Annotated in this window: 25 protein-coding genes; 3 read left to right on the top strand and 22 right to left on the bottom strand. The window is 68.5% G+C overall.

The window, feature by feature from the left end; genetic code table 11:
• Positions 1 to 36 precede the first annotated feature (36 nt).
• The 13 genes from nuoK to ACQPWU_RS02845 all read right to left on the bottom strand — a co-directional run bounded on the left by nuoK (position 37) and on the right by ACQPWU_RS02845 (position 12,412).
• Positions 37 to 333: an NADH-quinone oxidoreductase subunit NuoK gene (nuoK, locus tag ACQPWU_RS02905; RefSeq protein ID WP_344998565.1), complete on the bottom strand. Its 297-nt coding sequence runs from the start codon at positions 331 to 333 to the stop codon at positions 37 to 39.
• On the bottom strand, positions 330 to 1,139 hold the full coding sequence (locus ACQPWU_RS02900) for an NADH-quinone oxidoreductase subunit J (RefSeq protein ID WP_360701335.1): 810 nt from the start codon (positions 1,137 to 1,139) through the stop codon (positions 330 to 332). Before ACQPWU_RS02900 ends, nuoK begins: the two co-directional genes overlap by 4 nt.
• Positions 1,132 to 1,647 carry an NADH-quinone oxidoreductase subunit NuoI gene (nuoI, locus tag ACQPWU_RS02895; RefSeq protein WP_360701332.1) on the bottom strand — a complete coding sequence of 172 codons (516 nt, stop codon included), beginning with the start codon at positions 1,645 to 1,647 and terminating at the stop codon, positions 1,132 to 1,134. The genes ACQPWU_RS02900 and nuoI overlap by 8 nt, the downstream gene beginning before the upstream one ends.
• Positions 1,634 to 2,935, bottom strand: a complete 1,302-nt coding sequence (gene nuoH / locus ACQPWU_RS02890; protein ID WP_433436766.1) for an NADH-quinone oxidoreductase subunit NuoH — start codon at positions 2,933 to 2,935, stop codon at positions 1,634 to 1,636. The genes nuoI and nuoH overlap by 14 nt, the downstream gene beginning before the upstream one ends.
• Positions 2,932 to 5,307 (bottom strand): NADH-quinone oxidoreductase subunit G, encoded by a 2,376-nt coding sequence (locus tag ACQPWU_RS02885; protein WP_433436765.1) that lies wholly within the window; start codon positions 5,305 to 5,307, stop codon positions 2,932 to 2,934. Before ACQPWU_RS02885 ends, nuoH begins: the two co-directional genes overlap by 4 nt.
• On the bottom strand, positions 5,304 to 6,593 hold the full coding sequence (gene nuoF / locus ACQPWU_RS02880) for an NADH-quinone oxidoreductase subunit NuoF (RefSeq protein ID WP_360705144.1): 1,290 nt from the start codon (positions 6,591 to 6,593) through the stop codon (positions 5,304 to 5,306). Before nuoF ends, ACQPWU_RS02885 begins: the two co-directional genes overlap by 4 nt.
• The gene (gene nuoE / locus ACQPWU_RS02875) at positions 6,590 to 7,246 is read right to left on the bottom strand and encodes an NADH-quinone oxidoreductase subunit NuoE (RefSeq protein WP_360705147.1); all 657 of its coding nucleotides are present in this window, start codon (positions 7,244 to 7,246) and stop codon (positions 6,590 to 6,592) included. The genes nuoF and nuoE overlap by 4 nt, the downstream gene beginning before the upstream one ends.
• Complete coding sequence (locus ACQPWU_RS02870) at positions 7,243 to 8,568, bottom strand: NADH-quinone oxidoreductase subunit D (RefSeq protein WP_360705150.1); 1,326 nt, start codon at positions 8,566 to 8,568, stop codon at positions 7,243 to 7,245. Before ACQPWU_RS02870 ends, nuoE begins: the two co-directional genes overlap by 4 nt.
• Complete coding sequence (locus ACQPWU_RS02865) at positions 8,565 to 9,269, bottom strand: NADH-quinone oxidoreductase subunit C (RefSeq protein WP_433436764.1); 705 nt, start codon at positions 9,267 to 9,269, stop codon at positions 8,565 to 8,567. The genes ACQPWU_RS02870 and ACQPWU_RS02865 overlap by 4 nt, the downstream gene beginning before the upstream one ends.
• A complete protein-coding gene (locus ACQPWU_RS02860) occupies positions 9,266 to 9,817 on the bottom strand; it encodes a NuoB/complex I 20 kDa subunit family protein (protein ID WP_344998582.1) in 552 nt (183 codons plus the stop codon). The genes ACQPWU_RS02865 and ACQPWU_RS02860 overlap by 4 nt, the downstream gene beginning before the upstream one ends.
• A 2-nt stretch (positions 9,818 to 9,819) precedes the next feature.
• Positions 9,820 to 10,215, bottom strand: coding sequence for an NADH-quinone oxidoreductase subunit A (locus ACQPWU_RS02855; RefSeq protein WP_360705153.1), 396 nt, complete (start codon positions 10,213 to 10,215; stop codon positions 9,820 to 9,822).
• Positions 10,216 to 10,279: 64 nt separating this feature from the next.
• Positions 10,280 to 11,533: a geranylgeranyl reductase family protein gene (locus ACQPWU_RS02850; protein ID WP_433436763.1), complete on the bottom strand. Its 1,254-nt coding sequence runs from the start codon at positions 11,531 to 11,533 to the stop codon at positions 10,280 to 10,282.
• A 162-nt stretch (positions 11,534 to 11,695) separates the two neighbouring features.
• Positions 11,696 to 12,412, bottom strand: a complete 717-nt coding sequence (locus tag ACQPWU_RS02845) for a demethylmenaquinone methyltransferase (RefSeq protein ID WP_433436762.1) — start codon at positions 12,410 to 12,412, stop codon at positions 11,696 to 11,698.
• Positions 12,413 to 12,510: 98 nt separating this feature from the next.
• Here ACQPWU_RS02845 and ACQPWU_RS02840 point away from each other — a divergent pair, with 98 nt between their 5' ends.
• On the top strand, positions 12,511 to 13,716 hold the full coding sequence (locus ACQPWU_RS02840) for a delta-60 repeat domain-containing protein (protein ID WP_433436761.1): 1,206 nt from the start codon (positions 12,511 to 12,513) through the stop codon (positions 13,714 to 13,716).
• Here the strand turns inward: ACQPWU_RS02840 and ACQPWU_RS02835 are convergent.
• Positions 13,713 to 13,931 carry a DUF4229 domain-containing protein gene (locus tag ACQPWU_RS02835; RefSeq protein ID WP_433436760.1) on the bottom strand — a complete coding sequence of 73 codons (219 nt, stop codon included), beginning with the start codon at positions 13,929 to 13,931 and terminating at the stop codon, positions 13,713 to 13,715. The two genes, ACQPWU_RS02840 and ACQPWU_RS02835, sit on opposite strands and share 4 nt — an antisense overlap.
• A 257-nt stretch (positions 13,932 to 14,188) precedes the next feature.
• On the opposite strand from ACQPWU_RS02835, the gene ACQPWU_RS02830 reads away from it, so the two are divergent.
• Positions 14,189 to 14,410 carry a BldC family transcriptional regulator gene (locus ACQPWU_RS02830; RefSeq protein ID WP_026214226.1) on the top strand — a complete coding sequence of 74 codons (222 nt, stop codon included), beginning with the start codon at positions 14,189 to 14,191 and terminating at the stop codon, positions 14,408 to 14,410.
• A 141-nt stretch (positions 14,411 to 14,551) separates the two neighbouring features.
• Here the strand turns inward: ACQPWU_RS02830 and ACQPWU_RS02825 are convergent, their stop codons facing one another.
• Complete coding sequence (locus ACQPWU_RS02825; protein ID WP_360704608.1) at positions 14,552 to 14,794, bottom strand: hypothetical protein; 243 nt, start codon at positions 14,792 to 14,794, stop codon at positions 14,552 to 14,554.
• 10 nt (positions 14,795 to 14,804) lie between these two features.
• Positions 14,805 to 15,836, bottom strand: coding sequence for a hypothetical protein (locus ACQPWU_RS02820; protein WP_433436759.1), 1,032 nt, complete (start codon positions 15,834 to 15,836; stop codon positions 14,805 to 14,807).
• Between the two features lie 135 nt (positions 15,837 to 15,971).
• Between ACQPWU_RS02820 and ACQPWU_RS02815 the strand changes: the two genes are divergently transcribed.
• On the top strand, positions 15,972 to 16,280 hold the full coding sequence (locus ACQPWU_RS02815; protein ID WP_433436758.1) for a PLD nuclease N-terminal domain-containing protein: 309 nt from the start codon (positions 15,972 to 15,974) through the stop codon (positions 16,278 to 16,280).
• Between the two features lie 5 nt (positions 16,281 to 16,285).
• Here ACQPWU_RS02815 and ccsB read toward each other — a convergent pair whose 3' ends face one another.
• The 6 genes from ccsB to ACQPWU_RS02785 form a co-directional block, all read right to left on the bottom strand.
• Positions 16,286 to 17,263: a c-type cytochrome biogenesis protein CcsB gene (ccsB, locus tag ACQPWU_RS02810; RefSeq protein WP_433436757.1), complete on the bottom strand. Its 978-nt coding sequence runs from the start codon at positions 17,261 to 17,263 to the stop codon at positions 16,286 to 16,288.
• On the bottom strand, positions 17,253 to 18,812 hold the full coding sequence (resB, locus tag ACQPWU_RS02805; protein WP_433436756.1) for a cytochrome c biogenesis protein ResB: 1,560 nt from the start codon (positions 18,810 to 18,812) through the stop codon (positions 17,253 to 17,255). The genes ccsB and resB overlap by 11 nt, the downstream gene beginning before the upstream one ends.
• Positions 18,812 to 19,534, bottom strand: coding sequence for a cytochrome c biogenesis CcdA family protein (locus ACQPWU_RS02800; RefSeq protein WP_360704622.1), 723 nt, complete (start codon positions 19,532 to 19,534; stop codon positions 18,812 to 18,814). Before ACQPWU_RS02800 ends, resB begins: the two co-directional genes overlap by 1 nt.
• Positions 19,527 to 20,093 (bottom strand): TlpA family protein disulfide reductase, encoded by a 567-nt coding sequence (locus ACQPWU_RS02795; RefSeq protein ID WP_433436755.1) that lies wholly within the window; start codon positions 20,091 to 20,093, stop codon positions 19,527 to 19,529. Before ACQPWU_RS02795 ends, ACQPWU_RS02800 begins: the two co-directional genes overlap by 8 nt.
• 71 nt (positions 20,094 to 20,164) lie before the next feature.
• A complete protein-coding gene (locus ACQPWU_RS02790; protein ID WP_433436754.1) occupies positions 20,165 to 20,803 on the bottom strand; it encodes a histidine phosphatase family protein in 639 nt (212 codons plus the stop codon).
• A gap of 56 nt (positions 20,804 to 20,859) precedes the next feature.
• Positions 20,860 to 21,780, bottom strand: coding sequence for a LysR family transcriptional regulator (locus ACQPWU_RS02785; RefSeq protein WP_433436753.1), 921 nt, complete (start codon positions 21,778 to 21,780; stop codon positions 20,860 to 20,862).
• Between the last annotated feature and the right edge of the window lie 85 nt (positions 21,781 to 21,865).

Raw genomic sequence — 21,865 nt, 5'->3', positions numbered from 1 at the left:
GTGATCTGAGCGATTTCAGATTGCACCAGTCACCTCTTAGTACTTCAGCAGGTTGGCGTCGTCGACCGACGCGGACCTGCGGGTTCGGAAGATCGTCACGATGATTGCCAGGCCGACCACGACCTCGGCCGCGGCCACCACCATCACGAAGAACGCGATGATCTGGCCTTCCAGGTTGCCGACCTGCCTGGAGAAGGTGACGAAGGCGAGGTTGCAGGCGTTGAGCATGAGCTCCACGCACATGAACACCACGATCGCGTTACGCCGGATCAGCACGCCCAGGGCGCCGATGCCGAACAGCAGGCCGGACAGTACGAGGTAGTGCGTCGTCACTTGGTCACCTCATTGTTCTGCTCGACGCCGCGCGGCTCGATGCCACGCTCCTCGGCGTCTTCCTCGGCCGTGTGCTGGATGGCCTCGGCGAGCCTCGGGTCCTCGGGGAGGTGGCCGTGCTCGACGTCGTAGCGCGCGATGTAGCGGTTGACCGAGGACTCGGCCGCCGTTCCGTCGGGCAGCAGCGCCGGCATGTCGATGGCGTTGCTCCTGGCGTAGGTGCCGGGGCCCGGCAGCGGCGACGGGCGGTCGCCGAGGAACCGGGCGCGGGCCAGGTCCTTCTGCGTGGGCTTCTCGACGAGCTTCTCGCGGTGCGCCAGCACCATCGCGCCCAGCGCCGCCGTGATCAGCAGCGCCGAGGTGATCTCGAACGCGAACACGTACCTGGTGAACAGCAGCAGCGCGATCGAGCGGATGTAGCCGCCCTGCGCCGTGGCCTGCGCCAGCCCGGCCTGGTTCGCGAAGATCGCGTTGCCGAAGGCGAGGATGATCAGGACCACGAAGCCGATGGCCGCGATGGCCGCCCAGAAGCGCTGGCCCTTGAGCGTCTCGACGAGGGAGTCGGAGGAGTCGACTCCCACCAGCATGAGCACGAACAGGAACAGCATCATGACCGCGCCGGTGTAGACGATGATCTGCACCGCGGCCAGGAAGGGCGCGTCCTGCGCGGCGTACAGGACCGCGAGGCAGAGCATCACCGTGCCGAGCATCAGCGCGGAGTACACGGCCTTCCTGTTGAAGACCATGCCGAGCGCGGCGCCGACGGACACGACGGCGAGCACCCAGAACGTGACCGTCTCACCCATTGGTCCGCCCCAGCCGGTAGTAGTCCTCTTCGGTCTCACCGAGCCGCATGGGGTGCGGCGGCTGCTCCATGCCCTGGGTCAGGGGCGCGAGGAGCATCTCCTTGGTGTAGATGAGGCTCTCGCGCGTGGTGTCGGCGAGCTCGTACTCGTTGGTCATGGTGAGCGCGCGAGTCGGGCAGGCCTCGATGCACAGGCCGCACAGGATGCACCGCAGATAGTTGATCTGGTACGTGCGTCCGTAACGCTCACCCGGCGAGAACCGCTCCTCCTCGGTGTTGTCCGCGCCCTCGACGAAGATCGCGTCGGCCGGACACGCCCAGGCGCAGAGCTCGCACCCGACGCACTTCTCCAGCCCGTCAGGCCAGCGGTTGAGCTGGTGACGCCCGTGGAAGCGAGGGGCCGTCGGCCTCTTCTCCTCCGGGTAGTTCACCGTGACGGGCTTCTTGAACATTGTGTGGAAGGTGACCCCGAAGCCCTTGACGGGGTTCAGCCAATCAGTTAGTCCCACTGGGAATCTCCTTGTGCTGCACCCCGTGGTAGTGCGGCAGATCGAGCGGCGGCACCGGGAAGCCGCCGGCCGTCGGCTCTTCGGACAGTTCCTGGAACTCGGCCTCGACCTGAGCCTTTCTGGCTTCCTTGCGCCGCTGGTTGACGGTGTCGAACCGCATCCAGATGGCCAGCGCCCCGATCACGATGACCACGCCGAGTCCGATGCCGAGCGTCTTGTTGCCGTCGTTGACCACCACGTTGCGCACGGCGGCCACCAGCAGGATCCACGCCAGGTTGACCGGGATCAGCACCTTCCAGCCCAGCGACATGAGCTGGTCGTAGCGAACCCGCGGCAGCGAGGCCCGCACCCAGATGACGAAGCAGAAGGTGAGCACGAACTTGATGAAGAACCACAGCACCGGCCAGTAGCCCTGGTTGGCGCCCTCCCACAGCGAGATCGGGAACGGCGCCCGCCAACCGCCGAGGAACAGCGTCACGGCGATGCCGGAGGCGGTGAAGGTGTGCAGGTACTCGCCCATCATGATCAGGGCGAACTTCAGCGACGAGGAGTATTCGGTCTGGAATCCGCCGACCAGCTCGCCCTCGCCCTCGGGCAGGTCGAACGGGATGCGCGCGGCCTCGCCGAACATGCAGATCACGTAGACCAGGAAGGACGGGATGAGCAGGACCACGAACCAGGTCTGCTCCTGCGCCTTGACGATCTCCGAGGTGGACAGCGTCCCGGCGAACAGGAAGATGGCCACGAACGACAGGCCCATCGCGATCTCGTACGAGACCACCTGCGCCGCCGACCGCAGACCGCCGAGCAGCGCGTACGGCGAGCGCGACGACCACCCGGCCAGCACCACGCCGTAGACCGACACGGCCCCCATGGCCAGCATGAACAGCACGGCCACGGGCAGGTCCACCAGCTGCAGCGGCGTCCGCACGCCGAACAGGTTGACCATCGGCGCGATCGGCACGATCGAGAAGGCCAGGAAGGCCGGCACCACCATGATGACCGGGGCCAGCAGGTAGAGCACCTTGTCGACGGTCCGCGGGAAGAGGTCCTCCTTCAGACCCATCTTCAGGCCGTCGGCCACCGACTGCAGCAGGCCGAACTTGCCGGCCCGGTTGGGACCGTACCGGTTCTGCATCCTGGAGATGAGCTTGCGCTCGAACCAGACGCCGAACAGGACGCCCAGCATCAGGAAGACGAAGAGCAGCACGGCCTTGATGATCGTGATCCACAGCGGGTCCTTGCCGAAGTCGGCGAGGGTGGGATCGGCCGCGAGAACGTGGGTCATGAGGCGCTCCCGATGGTGACGATATCGCCGGCCACCGCGCGCAGGTCGCGCGTGACCGAGCAGCCGCCGGAGTTCGTCGGCACCCAGACCACGCGGTCCGGCAGGTCGGCGACGCGCACGGGCAGCGTCACGTTGCCGCCGACGACGAGCTTGTCGCCGTCCGCGACCCCGAGCTCGGCTGCCGTGCTCTCGGAGACCAGTGCTTCGGCGGCGCGGGCGGTGCCCGCGAGGTACGGCTCGCCGTCCTGCAGCCTGCCCTCGTCGAGCAGCAGGTGCCAGGTCGCCAGCAGCGCCTCGCCGGTCGCCGGGGCGACCTGGGCGCGGGTGGCGGAGTGCGGCGCGGTGACGCGGCTGCCGCGCCACGCCCCCAGGCTGGACAGCTCGCGCCTGGCGGACTTGGCGTCCGGCAGGCCCAGGTGGACGTCCATCCGGTCGGCCAGGTTGCCGATCACGGCCAGGTCGCTCTGCAGCCCCGGCACCTTGAGCGGCGCCTCGAACGAGCGGCCCCTGCCCTCCCAGTTGACGAACGTGCCGCCCTTCTCCTGAACCGCGGCGACGGGCAGGACCACGTCGGCGCGGTCGGTGACGGCGCTGGCGCGGATCTCCAGGCTGACGATGAACGGCGTGTGCTCCAGGGCCTCGAGCGCCGCGGCAGGGTCGGCCAGGTCGTAGGGGTCGACACCGGCCACGATCAGCGCGTCCAGCTCGCCGGCGCGGGCGGCCTCCAGGATGCCGGAGGTGTCGCGGCCCGGCGTGGCGGGCAGCGAGGCCACGTCCCACGCCCTGGCGACCTCGGCCCTGGCGGTCTCGTCGTCGACCGGACGGCCGATCGGCAGCAGGTTGGGCAGCGCGCCGGCCTCGACCGCGCCGCGCTCGCCCGCCCTGCGCGGGATCCAGGCGACCCTGGCGTCGGAGGCGGTGGCGAGCCGTACGAGGGCGGACAGGGCGCCCGGCACAGTGGCGAGGCGCTCTCCCGCGAGCACGATCGTGCCCTCGGCCAGCGTGCCGACCAGGTCGCCGATGGCGTCGGCCTCGCCGCCCGGCGCGGTGCGGATGAGCGTGCCGCCCATCTTGGCCAGGCCGGGTGAGGCGAACGGGGCGATGGCGGAGACCTTGAGCCCCTTCTTCATCCACGCCTTGCGCAGGCGCAGGAAGACGATGGGCGACTCATCCTCGGGCTCGAACCCGACGAGCAGCACGTGGGGGGCGTTCTCGAGGTCGGTGTAGCTGATCTCGATGCCCTTGCCGGCCACCGCGTGGGCCAGGAACTGCGCCTCCTCGGCGGAGTGCGGCCTGGCGCGGAAGTCGACGTCGTTGCTGTGGAGGGCGACCCGGGCGAACTTGGCGTACGCGTACGCGTCCTCGACCGTGACCCGGCCACCGACCAGCACGCCGGCCTTGCCGCGCGCCTTGGCCAGGCCCTCGGCCGCCACCGTCAGCGCCTCCGGCCACGAGGCCGGCACCAGCACGCCCTCCTCGTTGCGGACCAGCGGCGTCTTGAGCCGGTCGGGCTGCTGGGCGTAGGCGAAGGCCCAGCGGCCCTTGTCGCAGTTCCACTCCTCGTTGACCTGCGGGTCGTTGCCCGCCAGGCGACGGGTGACCCGGCCGCGCCGGTGGTCGGTGCGCTGGGCGCAGCCGGAGGCGCAGTGCTCGCACGCGCTCGGCGTGGAGACCAGGTCGAACGGGCGGGCCCTGAACCGGTAGGCGGCGCCGGTGAGCGCGCCGACCGGGCAGATCTGCACCGTGTTGCCGGAGAAGTAGGAGTTGAACGGCTTGCCGTCCGCGACCCGCACCTGCTCCTTGGCCCCGCGCTCGAAGAACTCGATGAGCGGGTCACCGGCGATCTGGTCGGAGAAGCGGATGCACCGGGCGCACTGGACGCAGCGCTCGCGGTCGAGCAGCACCTGCGTGGACAGCGGCAGCGGCTTGGGGAAGGTCCGCTTCTGCTCCTGGAACCTGGACTCGCCCTGACCGTTGGACATGGCCTGGTTCTGCAGGGGGCACTCGCCGCCCTTGTCGCAGACCGGGCAGTCGAGCGGGTGGTTCATGAGCAGCAGCTCCATGGCCCCGCGCTGTGCCTTCTCGGCGACCGGCGAGGTGAGCTGCGTCTGCACGACCATGCCCTCGGCGACCTCGATCGCGCACGACGGCTGCGGCTTGGGGAAGCCGCGGCCGTTGCCCGCGTCGGGGATGTCGACCAGGCACTGGCGGCAGTTGGCCGCCGGGTCGAGCAGCGGGTGGTCGCAGAACCTGGGGATCTGGATGCCCAGCAGCTCGGCTGCCCTGATGATCAACGTGCCCTTGGGCACACTGACCTGGAACCCGTCGATGGTCAGGGTCACCAGGTTCGTCTCGGTCTCTACGACTGTCACTGCTCACCCCAGAGAGTGGACTTCTTCGGGTCGAACGGGCAGCCGCCGATCTCGAAGTGCTTGAGGTACTCGTCGCGGAAGTACTTCACGGAGGAGTGGATCGGGCTGGTCGCACCGTCGCCCAGGGCGCAGAACGAGCGGCCCAGGATGTTGTCCGCGATGTCGGTGATCGTGGACAGGTCCTCCTCGGTGCCCTGGCCCTTCTCCAGGCGCTTGAGCACCTGCTTGAGCCAGTACGTGCCCTCGCGGCAGGGCGTGCACTTGCCGCAGGACTCGTGGGCGTAGAACTCGGTCCAGCGCAGCACCGTGCGGACCACGCAGGTGGTCTCGTCGAAGATCTGCAGGGCGCGGGTGCCCAGCATGGACCCCTTGGCGCCGACCGCCTCGAAGTCGAGCGGCACGTCGAGGTGCTCGTCGGTGAAGATCGGCGTGGAGGAGCCGCCCGGGGTCCAGAACTTGATCTGGTGCCCGGCCCTGATGCCGCCCGCCATGTCGAGGAGCTCGCGCAGCGTGATGCCGAGTGGCGCCTCGTACTGGCCGGGCCTGGTGACGTGGCCGCTCAGCGAGAAGATGCCGAAGCCCTTGGACTTCTCGGTGCCCATGCCGGCGAACCAGTCGGCGCCGTTGCCGATGATCGAGGGAACACTGGCGATCGACTCGACGTTGTTCACGACAGTAGGCGAGGCGTACAGGCCCGCCACGGCCGGGAACGGGGGCTTGAGTCGCGGTTGACCTCTGAAGCCTTCCAGCGAGTCGAGCAGCGCCGTCTCCTCGCCGCAGATGTACGCGCCCGCGCCGCTGTGCACGACCAGCTCGAGGTCGAAGCCGGAGCCGAAGATGTCGGTGCCGAGGTAGCCCTTCTCGTACGCCTCCCGCACGGCCGCGTGCAGCCGCCGGATGACGTGGAGCACCTCGCCGCGCACGTAGATGAAGGCGTGCTTGGCCCGGATCGCGTAGGACGTGATGATGATGCCCTCGACCAGCGCGTGGGGGTTGGCCATCATCAGCGGGATGTCCTTGCAGGTGCCCGGCTCCGACTCGTCGGCGTTGACGACGAGATAGTGCGGCTTGCCGTCACCCTGCGGGATGAAGCCCCACTTCATGCCGGTCGGGAAGCCCGCGCCGCCGCGGCCGCGCAGGCCGGAGTCCTTGACGGCCTGGATGACGGCGTCCGGGTCCATGCCCAGCGCCTTCTTCGCCGCCTCGTACTCGCCGTAGACGTCGAGGGTGAAGGAGTTCGGCTGGTCCCAGTTCGCTGTCAGAACCGGTGTCAAAGTCGTGCTCATGCCTCGGGGGCCTTCCATCCGTTGGCCTTGGCGACCTTCAGGCCCTCGAGCGAGGGGCCGGCGGCCGAGGGGCCGTCACCCGCCAGGTCGTCGGGCAGGCCGGAGAGCACGCGCGAGGCCTCCTTGAAGGTGCACAGCTTCTTCGGACCGCGGGTCGGGCGCACCTCCTTGCCGTCGCGCAGGTCGTCCACGAGCTGCTTGGCCGACTCGGGGGTCTGGTTGTCGAAGAACTCCCAGTTGACCATCATGACCGGGGCGAAGTCGCAGGCCGCGTTGCACTCGATGCGCTCCAGCGAGACCTTGCCGTCGGAGGTCGCCTCTTCGTGACCGACGCCGACGTGCTCCGACAGCTCCTCCCAGATCTGGTCGCCGCCCATGACCGCGCACAGAGCGTTGATGCACACGCCGACGTGATAGTCGCCGGCGGGCTTGCGCTTGTACATGGTGTAGAAGGTCGCGACGCCCGTGACCTCGGCCTTGCTGATGCCGAGCAGCTCGGCACAGAACTCCTGCCCGTCGTCGGAGACGTAGCCGTCCTCCGACTGCACGAGGTGGAGCAGCGGCAGCAGGGCGGACCGCGTCTTCGGGTAGCGCCCGATGATCTCCTTGGCGTCCTTCTCCAGACGCTCACGGATCTCCGGTGAATAAGTCACCGGTCCACACCTCCCATGACGGGGTCGATTGAAGCCACCGCGGCGATCACGTCGGCGACCTGGCCGCCCTCTGCCATCGCGGGGAAACCCTGCAGGTTGCAGAAGGACGGCTCGCGGAAGTGCACGCGGTACGGGCGGGTGCCGCCGTCGCTGACCACGTGGGCGCCGAGCTCACCCTTGGGCGACTCGATGCTGGCGTACGCCTGCCCGGCCGGCACCCGGAAGCCCTCGGTCACCAGCTTGAAGTGGTGGATGAGCGCTTCCATCGAGGTGCCCATGATGTGGGCGATGTGGTCGGGCGAGTTGCCGAACCCGTCGGGGCCGAGCGCGAGCTGCGCGGGCCAGCCGATCTTCTTGTCCTCGATCATCACCGGGTCACCCTTGAGCGGGCCGGCGATGCGGTCCAGGGCCTGCTCAATGATCTTGAGGGACTCTTCCATCTCCCTCATGCGCACGAGGTAGCGCGAGTAGACGTCACAGCCGCGCTCGGTGGCGACGTCGAACTCGTACGTCTCGTAGCCGCAGTAGGGCTGCGACTTGCGCAGGTCCCACGGGAGCCCGGCGGCGCGCATGATCGGGCCTGTGATGCCTAGGGCCATGCAGCCGGTCAGGTCGAGGTAGCCCACGTCCCTGGTGCGGCGCACGTAGACCGGGTTCTCGTCGAGGAGCTTGCGGATGTCCTTGATCCGCTTGGGCATCTCCTTGAGGAACTCGCCGACCTTGTCGACCGCGCCCGCGGGCAGGTCGACACTCACGCCGCCAGGCCGGATGTAGGCGTGGTTCATGCGCAGGCCGGTGATGTACTCGAAGAGGTCCATCACCATCTCGCGGTCGCGGTAGCCGAACAGGAACGGCGTGGTCGCGCCCAGTTCCATGCCGAACGTACCCATCGCGACCAGGTGCGAGGAGATGCGGTTGAGCTCCATCATCATCACGCGGATGGCCTGCGCCCGGTCAGGGATGCGGTCCTCGATGCCGAGCAGCCTCTCCACGCCCAGGCAGTACGCGGTCTCGTTGAAGATCGGCGAGAGGTAGTCCATGCGGGTCACGAACGTGGTGCCCTGCGTCCACGTCCGGAATTCCATGTTCTTCTCGATGCCGGTGTGCAGGTAGCCGATGACGCTGCGCGCCTCGGTCACCGTCTCACCGTCGAGGGTCAGGACCAGGCGGAGCACGCCGTGCGTGGACGGGTGCTGCGGGCCCATGTTGATGACCAGGCGCTCTTCTTCGGTGTCGCGCGCCCCGGTGACGACCTGGTCCCAGTCGCCGCCGTTGACCGAGTAGACCTTGCCCTCGGTCGCCTCGTCATAAGCGGTGCTCACGAGTAGGACCTCCTCTGGTCCGGCGAGGGGATGGTGGCTCCCCGGTATTCGACCGGGATGCCGCCGAGCGGGTAGTCCTTCCGCTGGGGGTGTCCGTCCCAGTCGTCCGGCATCATGATCCGGGTGAGCGCGGGGTGACCGTCGAAGACGATCCCGAAAAAGTCGTACGCCTCGCGCTCATGCCAGTCGTGACCAGGGTAAACGCCGACAGTCGATGGAATGTGCGGGTCGGAGTCCGGTGCGCTGGCCTCGACGCGCACGCGCCGGTTGTGGGTGATCGAGCACAGGTGGATGACCGAGTGCAGCTCCTCGCCCGCCAGGTGCGGGTAGTGCACGCCGGACACGCCGAGCGAGAGCTCGAAACGCAGCGCCGGGTCGTCGCGCAGCTTCTGGCAGACCTCGACCAGCCGCTCGCGCTTGACGTGCAGGGTCAGCTCGCCGCGGTCGACCACCACGCGCTCGATGGCGTCGTCGAGCCCGAGGGCGTCGACGAGCTCGTCGAAGTAGCCGCCGTACGGGCGGGGCGTGGACAGCTGCGGCGCCCGGCGCACAACGAGTCCGCCGTAGCCGGAGGTGTCGCCGGAGTCCTCGGCGCCGAACATGCCGCGCCTGGCGATCGGCGCCTCTGGCACCGCGGGAACCGGAACTTCGGGGGTTTCCCCGCTGTCCGGGCTGCCGGGGAGGTTGTCGGGCGAGGTCACTTCACTGCCCCCTGGTCGATCAGCGGCAGCGGGCGCAGCGCCTGGAGCTCGAGCTCCTCGATCTGCTTGGCCCGGTGCGCGCCGAACTTCATGTTCTGGATCTTGTCGTGCAGCTTCACGATCGCGTCGATCAGCATCTCCGGCCGCGGCGGGCAGCCCGGCAGGTAGATGTCGACGGGCACGACGTGGTCGACGCCCTGCACGATCGCGTAGTTGTTGAACATGCCGCCGCTGGAGGCGCACACGCCCATGGAGATGACCCACTTCGGCTCGGCCATCTGGTCGTAGATCTGCCGCAGCACGGGGGCCATCTTCTGCGAGACGCGCCCGGCGACGATCATCAGGTCGGCCTGGCGGGGAGACGCCGAAGCGCGCTCCATGCCGAAGCGCGCGAGGTCGTAGTGGGGGCCACCAGTGGCCATCAGCTCGATGGCGCAGCACGCCAGGCCGAACGTGGCCGGCCACACGGAGTTCTTGCGCGCCCATCCGGCGGCCGCTTCGACCGTGCTGAGGATGAACCCGCTGGGGAGTTTCTCTTCAAGTCCCATTTTCAGTCCCAGTCCAGACCCTTGCGGCGCCACACGTACGCGTAGGCCACGAGCACGGTGACGATGAACAGCAGCATCTCCACGAGGCCGAACAGCCCCAGGCCGGAGGAGAGCACCTGGCCCGCGTCGTTCGTCTGCGGCGCGAACGAGACCGCCCACGGGTAAAGGAAGATGATCTCGATGTCGAACACGATGAAGAGCATCGCGGTGATCATGTATTTGAGCGGGAACCGTCCACCACCGACAGGCTGGGGCGTCGGCTCGATGCCGCATTCATAGGCGTCAAGCTTGGCGCGGTTCCAGCGCTTGGGACCGGTGAAGGGAGCGATGGCGACCGAGAAGATCGCGAAGCCCCCCGCGAGAACGGCGAGCACCAGGATGGGCACGTAAAGGTCCATCGCTACGCCTCCTCTGGAGTCGCCGCGCGCGCGGGCGCGCAGCCGGATCTGTTAGTTCTGAGGTTCATGCTGGTGGGGCGACCTTTGAGAGTGCGTTGATGATCATGTCTGACGCATCGCCTCGCCGGTCGGTGAGATTACCAAGGAGCTTGAGTGCGAAGCGCATCAGCCTGGGGTGAGGGAGCCCGTGCCTGGTGCCGAAGCTCATCACACCCGGCTTCCCAATTGCCTCGACGAACAACCTGCCCAGCGTGAAATATCCGCCGTAGGCGTCCTTCAGCACCTGAGGATATGTCCGCAGAGTACGTTCGCGCTGCGCGGGGGTGGTCCCCTTGAGGGCCTTGACGATGATCTCGGCGGCGATCTCGCCGGTCTCCATCGCGTAGGCGATGCCCTCGCCGTTGAACGGGTTGATCGACCCGCCCGAGTCGCCGACGAGCATCAGGCCGCGCGAGTAGTGGGGCTGCCGGTTGAAGGCCATCGGGAGCGCGGCGCCGCGAATGGGGGCCGTCATGTTCTCCTCGGTGAACTCCCACTCGGCGGGCATGGCCTTGCACCAGCGCCGCAGCAGGTCCCGGTAGTCGATGTTCTTGAACTGGGCGCTCGTGTTGAGCAGCCCGAGCCCCACGTTGGCGGTGCCGTCGCCGACGCCGAAGATCCAGCCGTAGCCGGGCAGCAGCTTGTCCTCGGCCCACAGCTCAAGCCAGATCTCGAGGTAGTCGTCGTCGTGGCGCGGGCTCTCGAAGTACGTCCGCACGGCCACGCCCATCGGCCGGTCCTCCCGCTTGTGCAGGCCCATGCCGACGGCCAGCCGGGTGCTGTTGCCGTCGGCGGCCACCACCAGGCGGCTGCGGTATTCGCGGCCGTCCTTGGTCGTCACGCCGACGATGTGGCCGCTGCGGTCGTCGAGGATGGGCGCCGTCACGGTGACGCCCTCCATCATCCGCACACCGTTCTTGACCGCGTTGGCGGCGAGGATCTCGTCGAAGTCCTGGCGGGTGCGGACCAGCCCGAAGTCGGGGAAGCTCTCAAGCTGGGGCCAGTCGAGGTCGAACCGGTGGCCGCCACCGACGACGCGCAGGCCCTTGTTCCTGATCCAGCCGGGGGCGTCGACGTCGATGCCCATGTTGAGCAGCTGCTTGACCGCGCGCGGAGTCAGGCCGTCGCCGCAGACCTTCTCTCGGGGGAACCTGGTCTTCTCCAGGAGCAGCACGTCAAGCCCGGATCGAGCGAGGTAAAAGGCGGTCGCGGAACCTGCGGGCCCGGCGCCGACGACGATGACGTCGGCGTCTACCTGCGTGGCTGTTGGCACCGTCACTGGACTGTCCTGTCCTTCGAAGGCCTCGGGGGTGTGCTGCCTTCGTTCCTTTGTGAACCCCTTCACAAACTTGTCGGCCTGCAGTCTACTGCTTTTCCAGTACATAGTGGCAGTCGGGGTGCCGTTCCGTGATCCAAGTGGAACGGCGTGTCGCGTGTGGTCTCACGCCGGCTTGAACCCTCTGTGCAGCGCCACGATCCCCATCGTGAGATTGCGCCACGCCGCCCGCTCCCAGCCGGCCTGCTGAATGATCCCGGCGAGCGTGCGCTGGTCGGGCCAATCCCTGATCGACTCCGCCAGATATTCGTAGGAATCGTCATTGGACCCGAACACCTTGGCCACTTTTGGCAGCAGCCTCATCAGATATTCGCGATAGACAAGATCGAACGGCGCGAAGGTGACATGCGAGAACTCCAGCACCACCAGCCGGCCGCCGGGCTTCGTCACGCGCAACATCTCGCGCAGCGCCTGCGAGGTGTCGTGCACGTTGCGCAGCGCCACCGAGATCGTCACCGCGTCGAAGGCGTCGTCGGCGAACGGCAGCCGCATCGCGTCGCCCGCGATGAACGGCACCCCGTCGCCCGACAGCGCGTTGCCGCCGTGACGCCGTACGCCGGTGCGGAGCATGCCCAGCGAGAAGTCGGACGCGATGGCCCGCGCGCCCAGCGTGGTGAACGCGTCGGTGGACGTGCCGGTGCCCGCGCCCAGGTCGAGCACGAGCTCACCTGGGCCCGCGTCGACGGCCGCGGCCACCGCCTTGCGCCAGAGCCTGACCTGCCCGAGGGAGATCACGTCGTTGACCAGGTCGTAGCGCCGGGCGGTGCGATCGAACATCGCGGCGACCTCGCCCGGCTGTTTGTCCAATTGAGCGCGCGTCATATGCAAAGCCTATTGGGACCCCTCCGCCACCAGCGAGCGAGCACTGTCGCGACGGAAAGTAGCAACGTGACTACCGAACGTCTGCTAACAATTGGCAAATGCTTGCCCGTGTCGCCCTTGCAGCGATCCTCGCCTGGTCCCCCACGCCGCATGTACGCGTGGTCTCCGCCGACCCGGTCGACAACACACCGCACGTACTCGACGGCATCGTCAACGCCATCACCGTTGTGGGACGGACCGTCGTGGTCGGCGGCTCGTTCAGCGAAGTGAGCGACGCCGCCCGCTCCACCACGTACCCGCGCGAGAACCTGTTCGCCTACGACCTGGCCACCGGCCGCGTCCTGGAGAACTTCGCGCCGATCGTCCCGGGCACCGTGTACGGCCTGGCCGCCGGCGACGGCGGCACCGTCTACGTCGGCGGAGAGTTCGCCGGCGTCAACGACACGGGCTCCAACGCGCTGGCCAGGCTCAAGCTCTCCGACGGCTCGCTCGTGACCGGCTTCACGCCCCGGATAGGCGGCGGCATGGTGAACGCGGTGGTCAGACAGGGCTCGAAGCTCTACGTCGGTGGCGACTTCATCAGCCCGCGCACCGCGCTGGCCAGGCTCGACGCGAGCACGGGCGATGCCGACCCTGCCTTCAACGTCACGCCGGGGAGGCCGCTCACGCCCAGCGTCAAGGTCTACGGGATCGCCGCCACCCGCTACCGGCTCGCCGTGGACGGCTCGTTCACCACGCTCGACGGCCACTCCAGGCCGCAGCTCGGTCTGATCGACATCGGCGGAGCCACCGCCAAGGTCGCCTCCTGGCGGACCGAGGCGTACGCGCGCCGATGCAGGGACGCATTCCCCTCGTACGTGCGCGGCCTGGATTTCTCGTCCGACGGACGCTATTTCGCGGTCGTCACCACGGGAGGCCCTGTAGGCGGCATGTGCGACACGGCCGCCAGATTCGAGACGTACGCCACGGGCTCCCGCATCAAGCCCACCTGGGTCAACGCCACGGGAGGCGACTCGCTCTACGCGGTTTGCGTGACGGGAGCGGCGATCTACGTCGGCGGGCATCAGCGCTGGCTGGACAATCCGCAGGGCCGCGACACGGCTGGCCCCGGAGCGGTGTCACGACCCGGCATCGGGGCCATTCATCCGACTACGGGAAAGGCGCTGAGTTGGAATCCGACGCGCGAGCGCGGCATCGGCGTGAAGGCATTTTACGCGCATGGCAGCGGACTACTTGTCGGTAGCGACACAACCCGACTCGGACGGGAGTACCATGCCCGGATTGGCATGTTCCCCCAGTCCTAGTCGTCCTGCGACTCCGGCCGGTCGATCTTGTTGCTGATGCGTTGGCTCACGGCGTCACGCTGCTTGCTGAGCAGGACATAGCTCGCTATGCCGCTGACCAAGAAAGCCGCCAAGATCAGCACGAGCGGGTTTTGCAGGCCGAGCAAGCGCAGCACACCGAGGGTCACGACAAACAGGACGATCCGCGACGCGGTGTAAACGAGAACGGGACGCACATGTTCGAGGTTACTCGGACCCGTGGACCGGTCGCTCTTCGCATCGGGCGCGAGCGCTGCTACTGTTCCCAGTCAGGGAGTTTCGTAAAGAAACACCCACGAGAGCCCCAAAGAGGCTCTATCATATAACAATCGGGCAGTCAGCTGATAACAACCCGTGATCTTTGTAGAAAACCACGGATAAATCAGGCTTCGCTCGACACACTGGTTACCTGTCCGCCCGCTGGCAGGAAGCGGGATGCGAGGGGGAGAGATTGGTGGAGAGTAGCAGCGAGCGTCTGCTGACCCCAGGAGAGGTTGCCGCCCTCTTCCGGGTAGACCCAAAGACGGTTACACGCTGGGCTGCGGCAGGCCGCATCAGCAGTATCCGCACCCCCGGAGGGCACCGGCGCTTCCGCGAGTCGGAAGTGCACGCCCTTCTCCGAGGCGAGGACGTTTTGACGGCCGACAGGCCGGCAGGTGAGTCCCCGCGCGTCTGACCGTGCAGACGGTGGTCCTGCGATGGCAGGATCACCGCCGGCGCAACGCACTGTTCGCGTGCTTCCCGGCCACACTTCCGTAGGGCAAGCATGGGGCGGCGCCAACCGCTGATCGTGGCTGGCGCCTGTCCGGCTGCCCGATCAGGCGTCCTCCTGCGCCGCCTTGAACTCCAGGAACTCGCGCTCGAGGTCGTCGTTCTCCTCTTCCCAGCGCTTGCGGCGCTCGGCCGCCTCCTCCTCCGTCAGCGCCTCGGGCAGCCACTGCTCGTAGTCGGGATCACCAGGCTGCACCTCCACGTACGCGTTGCCGATCAGACGCCCGTCTTCGCTGGTCAGGCTCTGCGGCACGCGCAGGGTCCCGTCCGCGAGCCGGATGACGTACATGTCCGATCACCTAGATTCCGTAGCGCCGGTTGAAGAAGAGCATGATGTCGAGCGCCATCCGCGTGTCTCCCCCGAGCATGTCCACGAGGGCCGGACGCTGGCGGGAGGCGATGGCGGCGAAGGCGTCGGCGAAGAACTCCTTGCGGCCCAGCCCGCCTCCCTGGCGGTGGAAGGTGGAGGCCAGCAGCGGCAGGGCCGTGTCGTACAGGCGCACGAACTCCGGCGAGTCGGAGACCCAGTCGCCGTAGGGCGAGTCGATGTCGTCGATGGCGTGGCCGACCTCGTGCATCATCACGTCCGGGGTCGGCGACGGGCGGTCGCCCACGACGATCTTGCGGTCGCCGTACGCGCCGGCGCAGATGTCCCACGTGGCGCGGCCCGACGGGAGCGGGGCGCCGCGTAGGTAGCCCATGTCGTCGAGGTCGGGGACGCCGCCGCGGCCGACGTAGATGCCCTCCAGGCCGGCCGCGAGCTTCTCCTTGAGCCGGTCCGGCAGCCTGGCGAGGCTCTCCACGGCACGTACGACGTCGACCGAGGGCGGGCCCTGTCTCGCGTCCCACTGGCGGTGCAGGATCGTCTCCAGCTTGCCGCAGTGGCGCAGGCCGTCTCCCATGGACGGCAGGTCCGGCCGGTTGGGCTGGGCCCTGGGCTGCTCGTCGAGCTCGAAGTCGTACCAGGTGTAGCGGGGGCGCTCGACCACGGCGGCGGGCAGTCTTTCGCGGCGTTCGCGTAACGCGAACGCATCCCAGCGGCGACCTGCCTCTTCTCCTGGCCATGCCATCCGCTCGGACTGCTCGGCGCCCGGCCACGTCACCCGCTCAGGACGCCCGCTGGGCACGTCTCCGGCCGCTCCGCGGCCCTTGCGTGCCTTGGCGCCCGGACGGGCCTCGTGGTGCTTCTCAAAGGCGCTGGACCAGAACGAGCGCTCGGCTTCAGGGGGCGCCTCCCTGCGGCGCGAGAAGAGATACGACCCGCGCCGCCACCAACGACCGCGCCGGTGTCTTCCCTTGTCGCCAGACACCTTGGAGTCAGAAAAGGCCATCGCACCTCTCAACGCCCGTGGAGTCCGGCGAGACCGCCGCATCGACTTCCACGGTACGACGCCGATCTTCCCCTAGTCACCCGAAATGGGACAACGGGAAGCACGATCACGTCGCGGATGGCTTACAGTTCGGGCATGGCAGGTGTACTGATCGGCCTGGCGCTGCTGGCCTTCTGGCTCTTCTCACTGTTTGACGTGGTCACCACACCCGAAGATGAGGTTCGGAACGTACCAAAGGCCCTGTGGATCCTGATCGTCGTACTGATCCCGTTGCTCGGCGGCCTGGTCTGGATGGCCCGCGGCCGGCCGCGGGCTCCGCGCGCCGCATGGCCCGTTCCCCCGGGTCCAGGCGTGCCGAAGGGGCCGGGCATGCCGAAGGGGCCGGACGACGACCCCGACTTCCTGCGCGACCTCGACCGCCGCATGCGCGGCGACGACACCTGAGCCGATCAGACGTCGGCGTAGCTGTGCAGCCCGCTGATGAAGATGTTGACGCCGATCAGGTTGAACATCAGGCAGCCGAACGCCACGAGCTGCACGATCGTCGCGGCCCTGCCCCGCCATCCGGCCGTCACCTTGGAGTGCAGGTAGGCCGCGTAGGCCACCCAGGTGATGAACGACCAGACCTCCTTGGGGTCCCAGCCCCAGTAGCGGCCCCACGCCCGGTCCGCCCAGAGCGCACCCGCGATCACCGCGAACGTCCACACCGGGAACGCCAGCACGATCGCGCGGTGCGCCACCCGCTCCAGGTCGGCGCGGGTCGGCAGGCGCGACACCCCGTCGCCGCGCACCAGGTAGAGGATGCCTGACACACCGGCCATCGTGAACAGACCGCTGGCGATGATCGCGGCGGTGACGTGGATGGCGATCCAGTACGAGTTCAGCGCGGGCACCACGGGCCCAGCGGCCGTGTAGAAGAACTTGACCGCCAGGCCGAGGCCCAGCGCGGCCGCCACCATCACGAAGGCGCCGAGGAAACGCACGTTGTAGCGGAGCTGGCTGCCGAGGAACGCCGTCACGGCGGCGAAGCAGATGGCGATCACGAACTCGTACATGTTGCCCCACGGCCACCTGCCCACGGACAGGCCGCGGGTGGCGATGGCGGCGAGGTGGGCGGCCCAGCCCAGCCAGGCGAGCGCCAGAGCCACCTTCCCGGCCCTGACCGCCCCGAGGCCCTTGGCAGCGGGCGTCTCGGCTTCGTCAGTGCCGTCGACGGGAAGCGTCCCGACCGCGCCGTCCGACCCGCCGGCACCCGCTCCGACCGCGACCGGCCGCTTGGCTTCCGACCGCTCGGCGACGGCCGCCTTGTCGGGCTGCCCCTTTCCGAGGGCGAGCTCGATCGCGAAGGCGACCATGGCGAAGACGTAGAGGAGGACGGCGGCGACGACGAAAAGGTCGCTCAGCCCGGCGAGTTGCTCAGCGGACATCCTTGTCTCCTGCTGATAGAACCTTGACGATCTCGGCGAACTCCTCGGCGAAGCCCGCCGCGGAGCCTTCTGTGCGGGTCAGGCCGCCCACGTCGACCACGCCCTTCCCTATCCGTACGAACACCCTGCGGCGGCGGATCTGCAGCGACAGCGCGATGGCGACGACCGCCGTGCCCGCGGCGATCAGTGCGGGCATGCGACCGGGGTCGTAGGCGGTCTGGAGCGTGACCCACTGCTTGACCCCGGTGAACTCGAGTTTGCCCGCGCCCTTCGGCAGGTCGACCGACTGCCCGACCGCGAGCGGCTTGGGCACGTTCTTGCCCATGAGGAGCGGAGTGAGCTTCTTCAGCACCTCGGGCGGCGCCAGCTCGTAGACCGACTGCGGCTTGCCGGAACGCAGGCCGAGGTCGCCGGTGAAGGCCCCGATGAGCTGCACCTCGGGGTTGAGCTCGCCGGGGAAGGCGGAGGCGTACGAGCCGTCCGTCAGCGGCACGCTGGTGGGCAGGAACTGCAGCAGGAACCCGAGCTGCGACGGCTGCGCGTCGGGTACCTTCACCACGCACCCCGAGGTCATCGTGGCCTTGGCCTCGATCAGGCAAGGCACCGGGCCCTCGAAGGCCACCTGCCCCTTGCCGTCGGTGACCTTGAAGACAGGGGCGTAGCCGTTGCCGATCAGGTACGTCTGCGTGCCGTCGATCTCGAGCGGGTCGTTGACCTTGAGGTCGTAGTCGCGGGTGGGCGAGCCGGGCGAGTCGTTGACCTTCAGGTGGGCGGTGTAGTCGAGCGCCTGGCCCTTCTTCTCGCCCGTGACCTGGTAGGCGACCTTGAAGTCGGTCAGCTGGAAGGAGAACGGCTCCAGCGACTCGGCCGAGACCTGGCTGCCGGGAATGAACCGGTCGTAGGCGGCCACGGTGTTGGCGAACCCGTCGCCCTCCACGATCAGGACGTTGCCGCGGTAGCCGAACAGGGAGCCGAAGCCGACCGCGAGCAGGATGCCCAGCAGGGCGACGTGGAAGAACAGGTTGCCGGTCTCGCGCAGGTAGCCCTTCTCCGCGGAGACCCAGCCGTCGCCGGTCACGACGCGGAAACGCATCTTACGCAGCCGCAGCGCGGCCCTCTCTACCTCCAGATCGCTCTCGAAAGAGGCGAAATGCGGCAGGCGGGACAGTTTCTTCGGCGCGGCGGGCGGTTTGCGGCGCAGCTCCCGCACGTACGTCGCGGTGCGCGGGAGGACACAGCCGATGAGCGAGGTGAACAGCAACAGGTAGATCGCCGCGAACCAGACCGAGGTGAACACCTCGAAGAGCTGGAACTTGTCGTACCACTCGGCCAGCGTGGGGCTCTGCTCGTAGAGCCGCGCCACCTTGTCGGGGTCGACACCGCGCTGGGGGACGAGCGAGCCCGGCACCGAGGCGAGCGCCAGCAGGAACAGCAGGATCAGCGCCGTCTTCATCGAAGTGAGCGTGCGCCAGCCCCACCGCAGCCAGCCGACCGGCCCGAGCTTGACCTGCTTGGGCTCCTGCTCTTTGGCCAGCTCCTGAACGCTCATCAGATCACCGGCTCGAAGGCGCCGATCAGACCCTGCATGGCAGCGATCATCTGTCCCCACAGCCCGGTCACGAGCAGCACTCCGACGGCCACCATCATGCCGCCGCCGATCCTGGTGATCAGGCGCGAGTGCTTGCGGATGGCCCGGAACGTGCGCAGGGCCTTGCTGTACGCGAGAGCCGCGCCCACGAACGGCAGCCCGAGGCCCAGGGCGTACGCGACGGCCAGGAGGGCGCCACGGGCGGCGCTGCCCTCGTTGAGCCCGAGCGCGAGCACGACGGCGAGCGTGGGCCCGATGCACGGCGTCCACCCCAGCCCGAACACCACCCCCAGCAGCGGCGCGCCCGCCAGCCCCGCGGCCGGCACCCGGTGGATGCGCACGTCACGCATCAGCCCGGGGATGATCCCCAGGAACGCCAGCCCGAGCAGGATGGTCAGCACGCCGAGCACCCGCGTGATGATCTCGGCGTGGCCCAGCATGACCGAGCCGAGCCCGCCGAACAGCGCCCCGCTGAGCACGAACACCAGCCCGAACCCGCTCACGAACAGCGCCGTGCCCAGCACCAGCCGCCCCCGCCTGGGGTCGGCGCTCATCCCGGTCACGTACGACAGGTAGCCGGGCACCAGCGGCAGCACGCACGGCGAAAGGAACGACACCACCCCGGCCAGCACCGCGATCGGCACGGCGACCAGCAGCGAGCCCGAGGCCACGAGGTCACTCATCGCGCACCTTGGTCACGGTGTTGAACAGGTCGGTGTACTTGACCGCGCCGAGCGCCCTGGCGGCGACCCTGCCCTGCTTGTCGATGATCAGCGTGGACGGGATGGCCGCGGGCGGCACCGTGCCCTGGAAGGCCAGCGCCACCTTGCCCGGCTGGTCGAAGATGTGCGGGTAGCCGGTCTTCTCGTTGCGCTCGAACGCCAGCGCGTCGGCCTGGCGGTCCTTGAAGTCGACGCCGATGAACTCCACGCCGCTGCTCTTGGTCTGGGCCGCGACCTCCTTGAGCACCGGCGCCTCCGCGCGGCACGGGCCGCACCAGGACGCCCAGAAGTTGAGCACCACGACCTTGCCCTTGTGCGCGGCGAGCGAGGCGGTGGCCCCGTCGAGGGTCGGCCCCTGGATCGCGGGCGCCGGCTTGCGGTCGCTCGCGCCGAACACCTGCATCTTCCCGTCGCCCGCGACGAACCGGGTGTCGCCCGCCTGCGGCTGGCCGCTCTGGTTGCCGGCGCAGCCCGCGACCAGCAGGCCCAGGAGAACGAGGAGGATGGACTTGGCGCGCACGGAGGAAGATCTCCTTGTACTACAAGCGGTAGAGCTTGCAACTCTACCGGTGAGGCCGGGCGCTCCGGACATCAGGCCCCGGGAACGGACGGACCCGTCTCAAGCGATCCCGCCGGCTCGCTGTAGCCGACGCTGACCAGGCGGTCGCCGTCGAAGGTGAACGTGGTGAGGCTGGCCAGCGCGCACTGCCTGCGCCGCGGGTCGTGCCAGAGCCTGCGGCCCTCGGCGGCCATCCTGATCGTCCAGATCGGGAGCTGGTGGCTGACGAGCACCACCTCGTGCCCGCGTGCCGCGGCCCTGGCGTCGTCGATCATCGACTTCATGCGCCGGACGATGGACGGGTACGGCTCACCCCAGGACGGACGCAGCGGATTCCAGAAATAGCGGTAGTTGCGAGGATTTCGCAGGATTTCCAGGCCCTGACCCACCGGGCGGCCCTGGAGCATGTTGCCCGCCTCGATCAGGCGCTCGTCCTGGACGATGCCGAGGCCGAGCTTGTCGGCGAGGGGTGCCGCGGTCTCCAGCGCGCGCTCGAGCGGCGAGCTGTAGAGGGCGACGATGTCACGGCCGCCCACGGCCTTGGCGACCGTCTCGGCCATGAGCCGACCCGTCTCGGACAGGTGGTAGCCGGGCAGCCTGCCGTACAGGACGCCGCTGGGATTGTGCACCTCTCCGTGGCGCAGCAGATGGACGACGGTGGTTTCAGCCATGGTGTGGCACAGCTTATCCGCTCCACCTCAGCACCCGGCCGGGGCCCCGCGTGGGCTCAGCTGACGGCCCAGGCGTTCTCCTGATTCCTGCTCGACTCGGCCAGCGCCTCGACCATGGCCCTGATCGCGGGACGGCGGGCCGCGTCCGTGCGCCACACCGCGTAGATGCGCCGCGTCTGGCGCGGCCTGATCGGCACGAGCCGCACACCGTCCGGCACGCAGTCCCGTCCCAGCCTCGGCACGATCGCGCAGCCCAGCCCGCCCGCCACCAGCGCGAGCTGGGTCGGGTACTCGTCGGCCATGCAGGCGATCACGGGCTCCACCGAGGCGTTGCGCAGCGTGAAGACCAGCCAGTCGTGGCAGACGGTGCCGGGAGACCCGCTGATCCACCGCTCGCCGCGCAACTGGGCCAGCTCCAGCTCCTTGCCGTCCGCCAGCGGGTGGTCGTCGGGCACCGCGATGTCGGCCACGTCGTCGAGCAGCGTGGCCTTGGACAGGCCGTCGGGCAGGGCCATGGGCCGGTTGAGCCAGTCCTGGATCACGCCCAGGTCCAGCTCGCCTCTGGACACCTCGCGTACCACCCGCTCGGGCTCACGCTCGTTGAGCTGGATCCACAGGTCGGGATGGCGATCCCTGAGCGAGGCGAGCGCGGTGGGCATGAGGCCCCGCACGGCGGTGGGAAAGGCTGCGATGTTCAGGCGGCCGACGACCTCGCCGCGCAGCGCCTCGAAGTCCGCCTCGGCGGTCTCGACCAGGGCGAGGATGCGCTCGGCGTGCTCGGCGAGCAGCCCGGCCGCGTCCGTCAGCCGCACGCCGCGCCCGTTGCGCTCCATGAGCCTGGCCCCGGTCTCGCGCTCCAGCTTGGCGATCTGCTGGGACACCGCCGACGGCGTGACCATGAGCGCGTCGGCCGCCGCTCCGACCGACCCATAGACGTGAACTGCGTGAAGGGCCTTGAGCCGGTTCAAGTCCAACATGTAAGCCAGCCTAAACGGTTTAGCGTAGAAAGTCTCGCTTGTCCTTCAATCTGTAGCGTTTGAAAATAGATGCATGAGAATCCTT

The sequence above is a fragment of the Nonomuraea sp. CA-141351 genome (assembly GCF_050944675.1).
Classification (GTDB): Bacteria; Actinomycetota; Actinomycetes; order Streptosporangiales; family Streptosporangiaceae; genus Nonomuraea.
The sequence above is the reverse complement of the archived record's forward strand: the minus strand, read 5'-3'. Positions and strand labels throughout refer to the sequence as shown.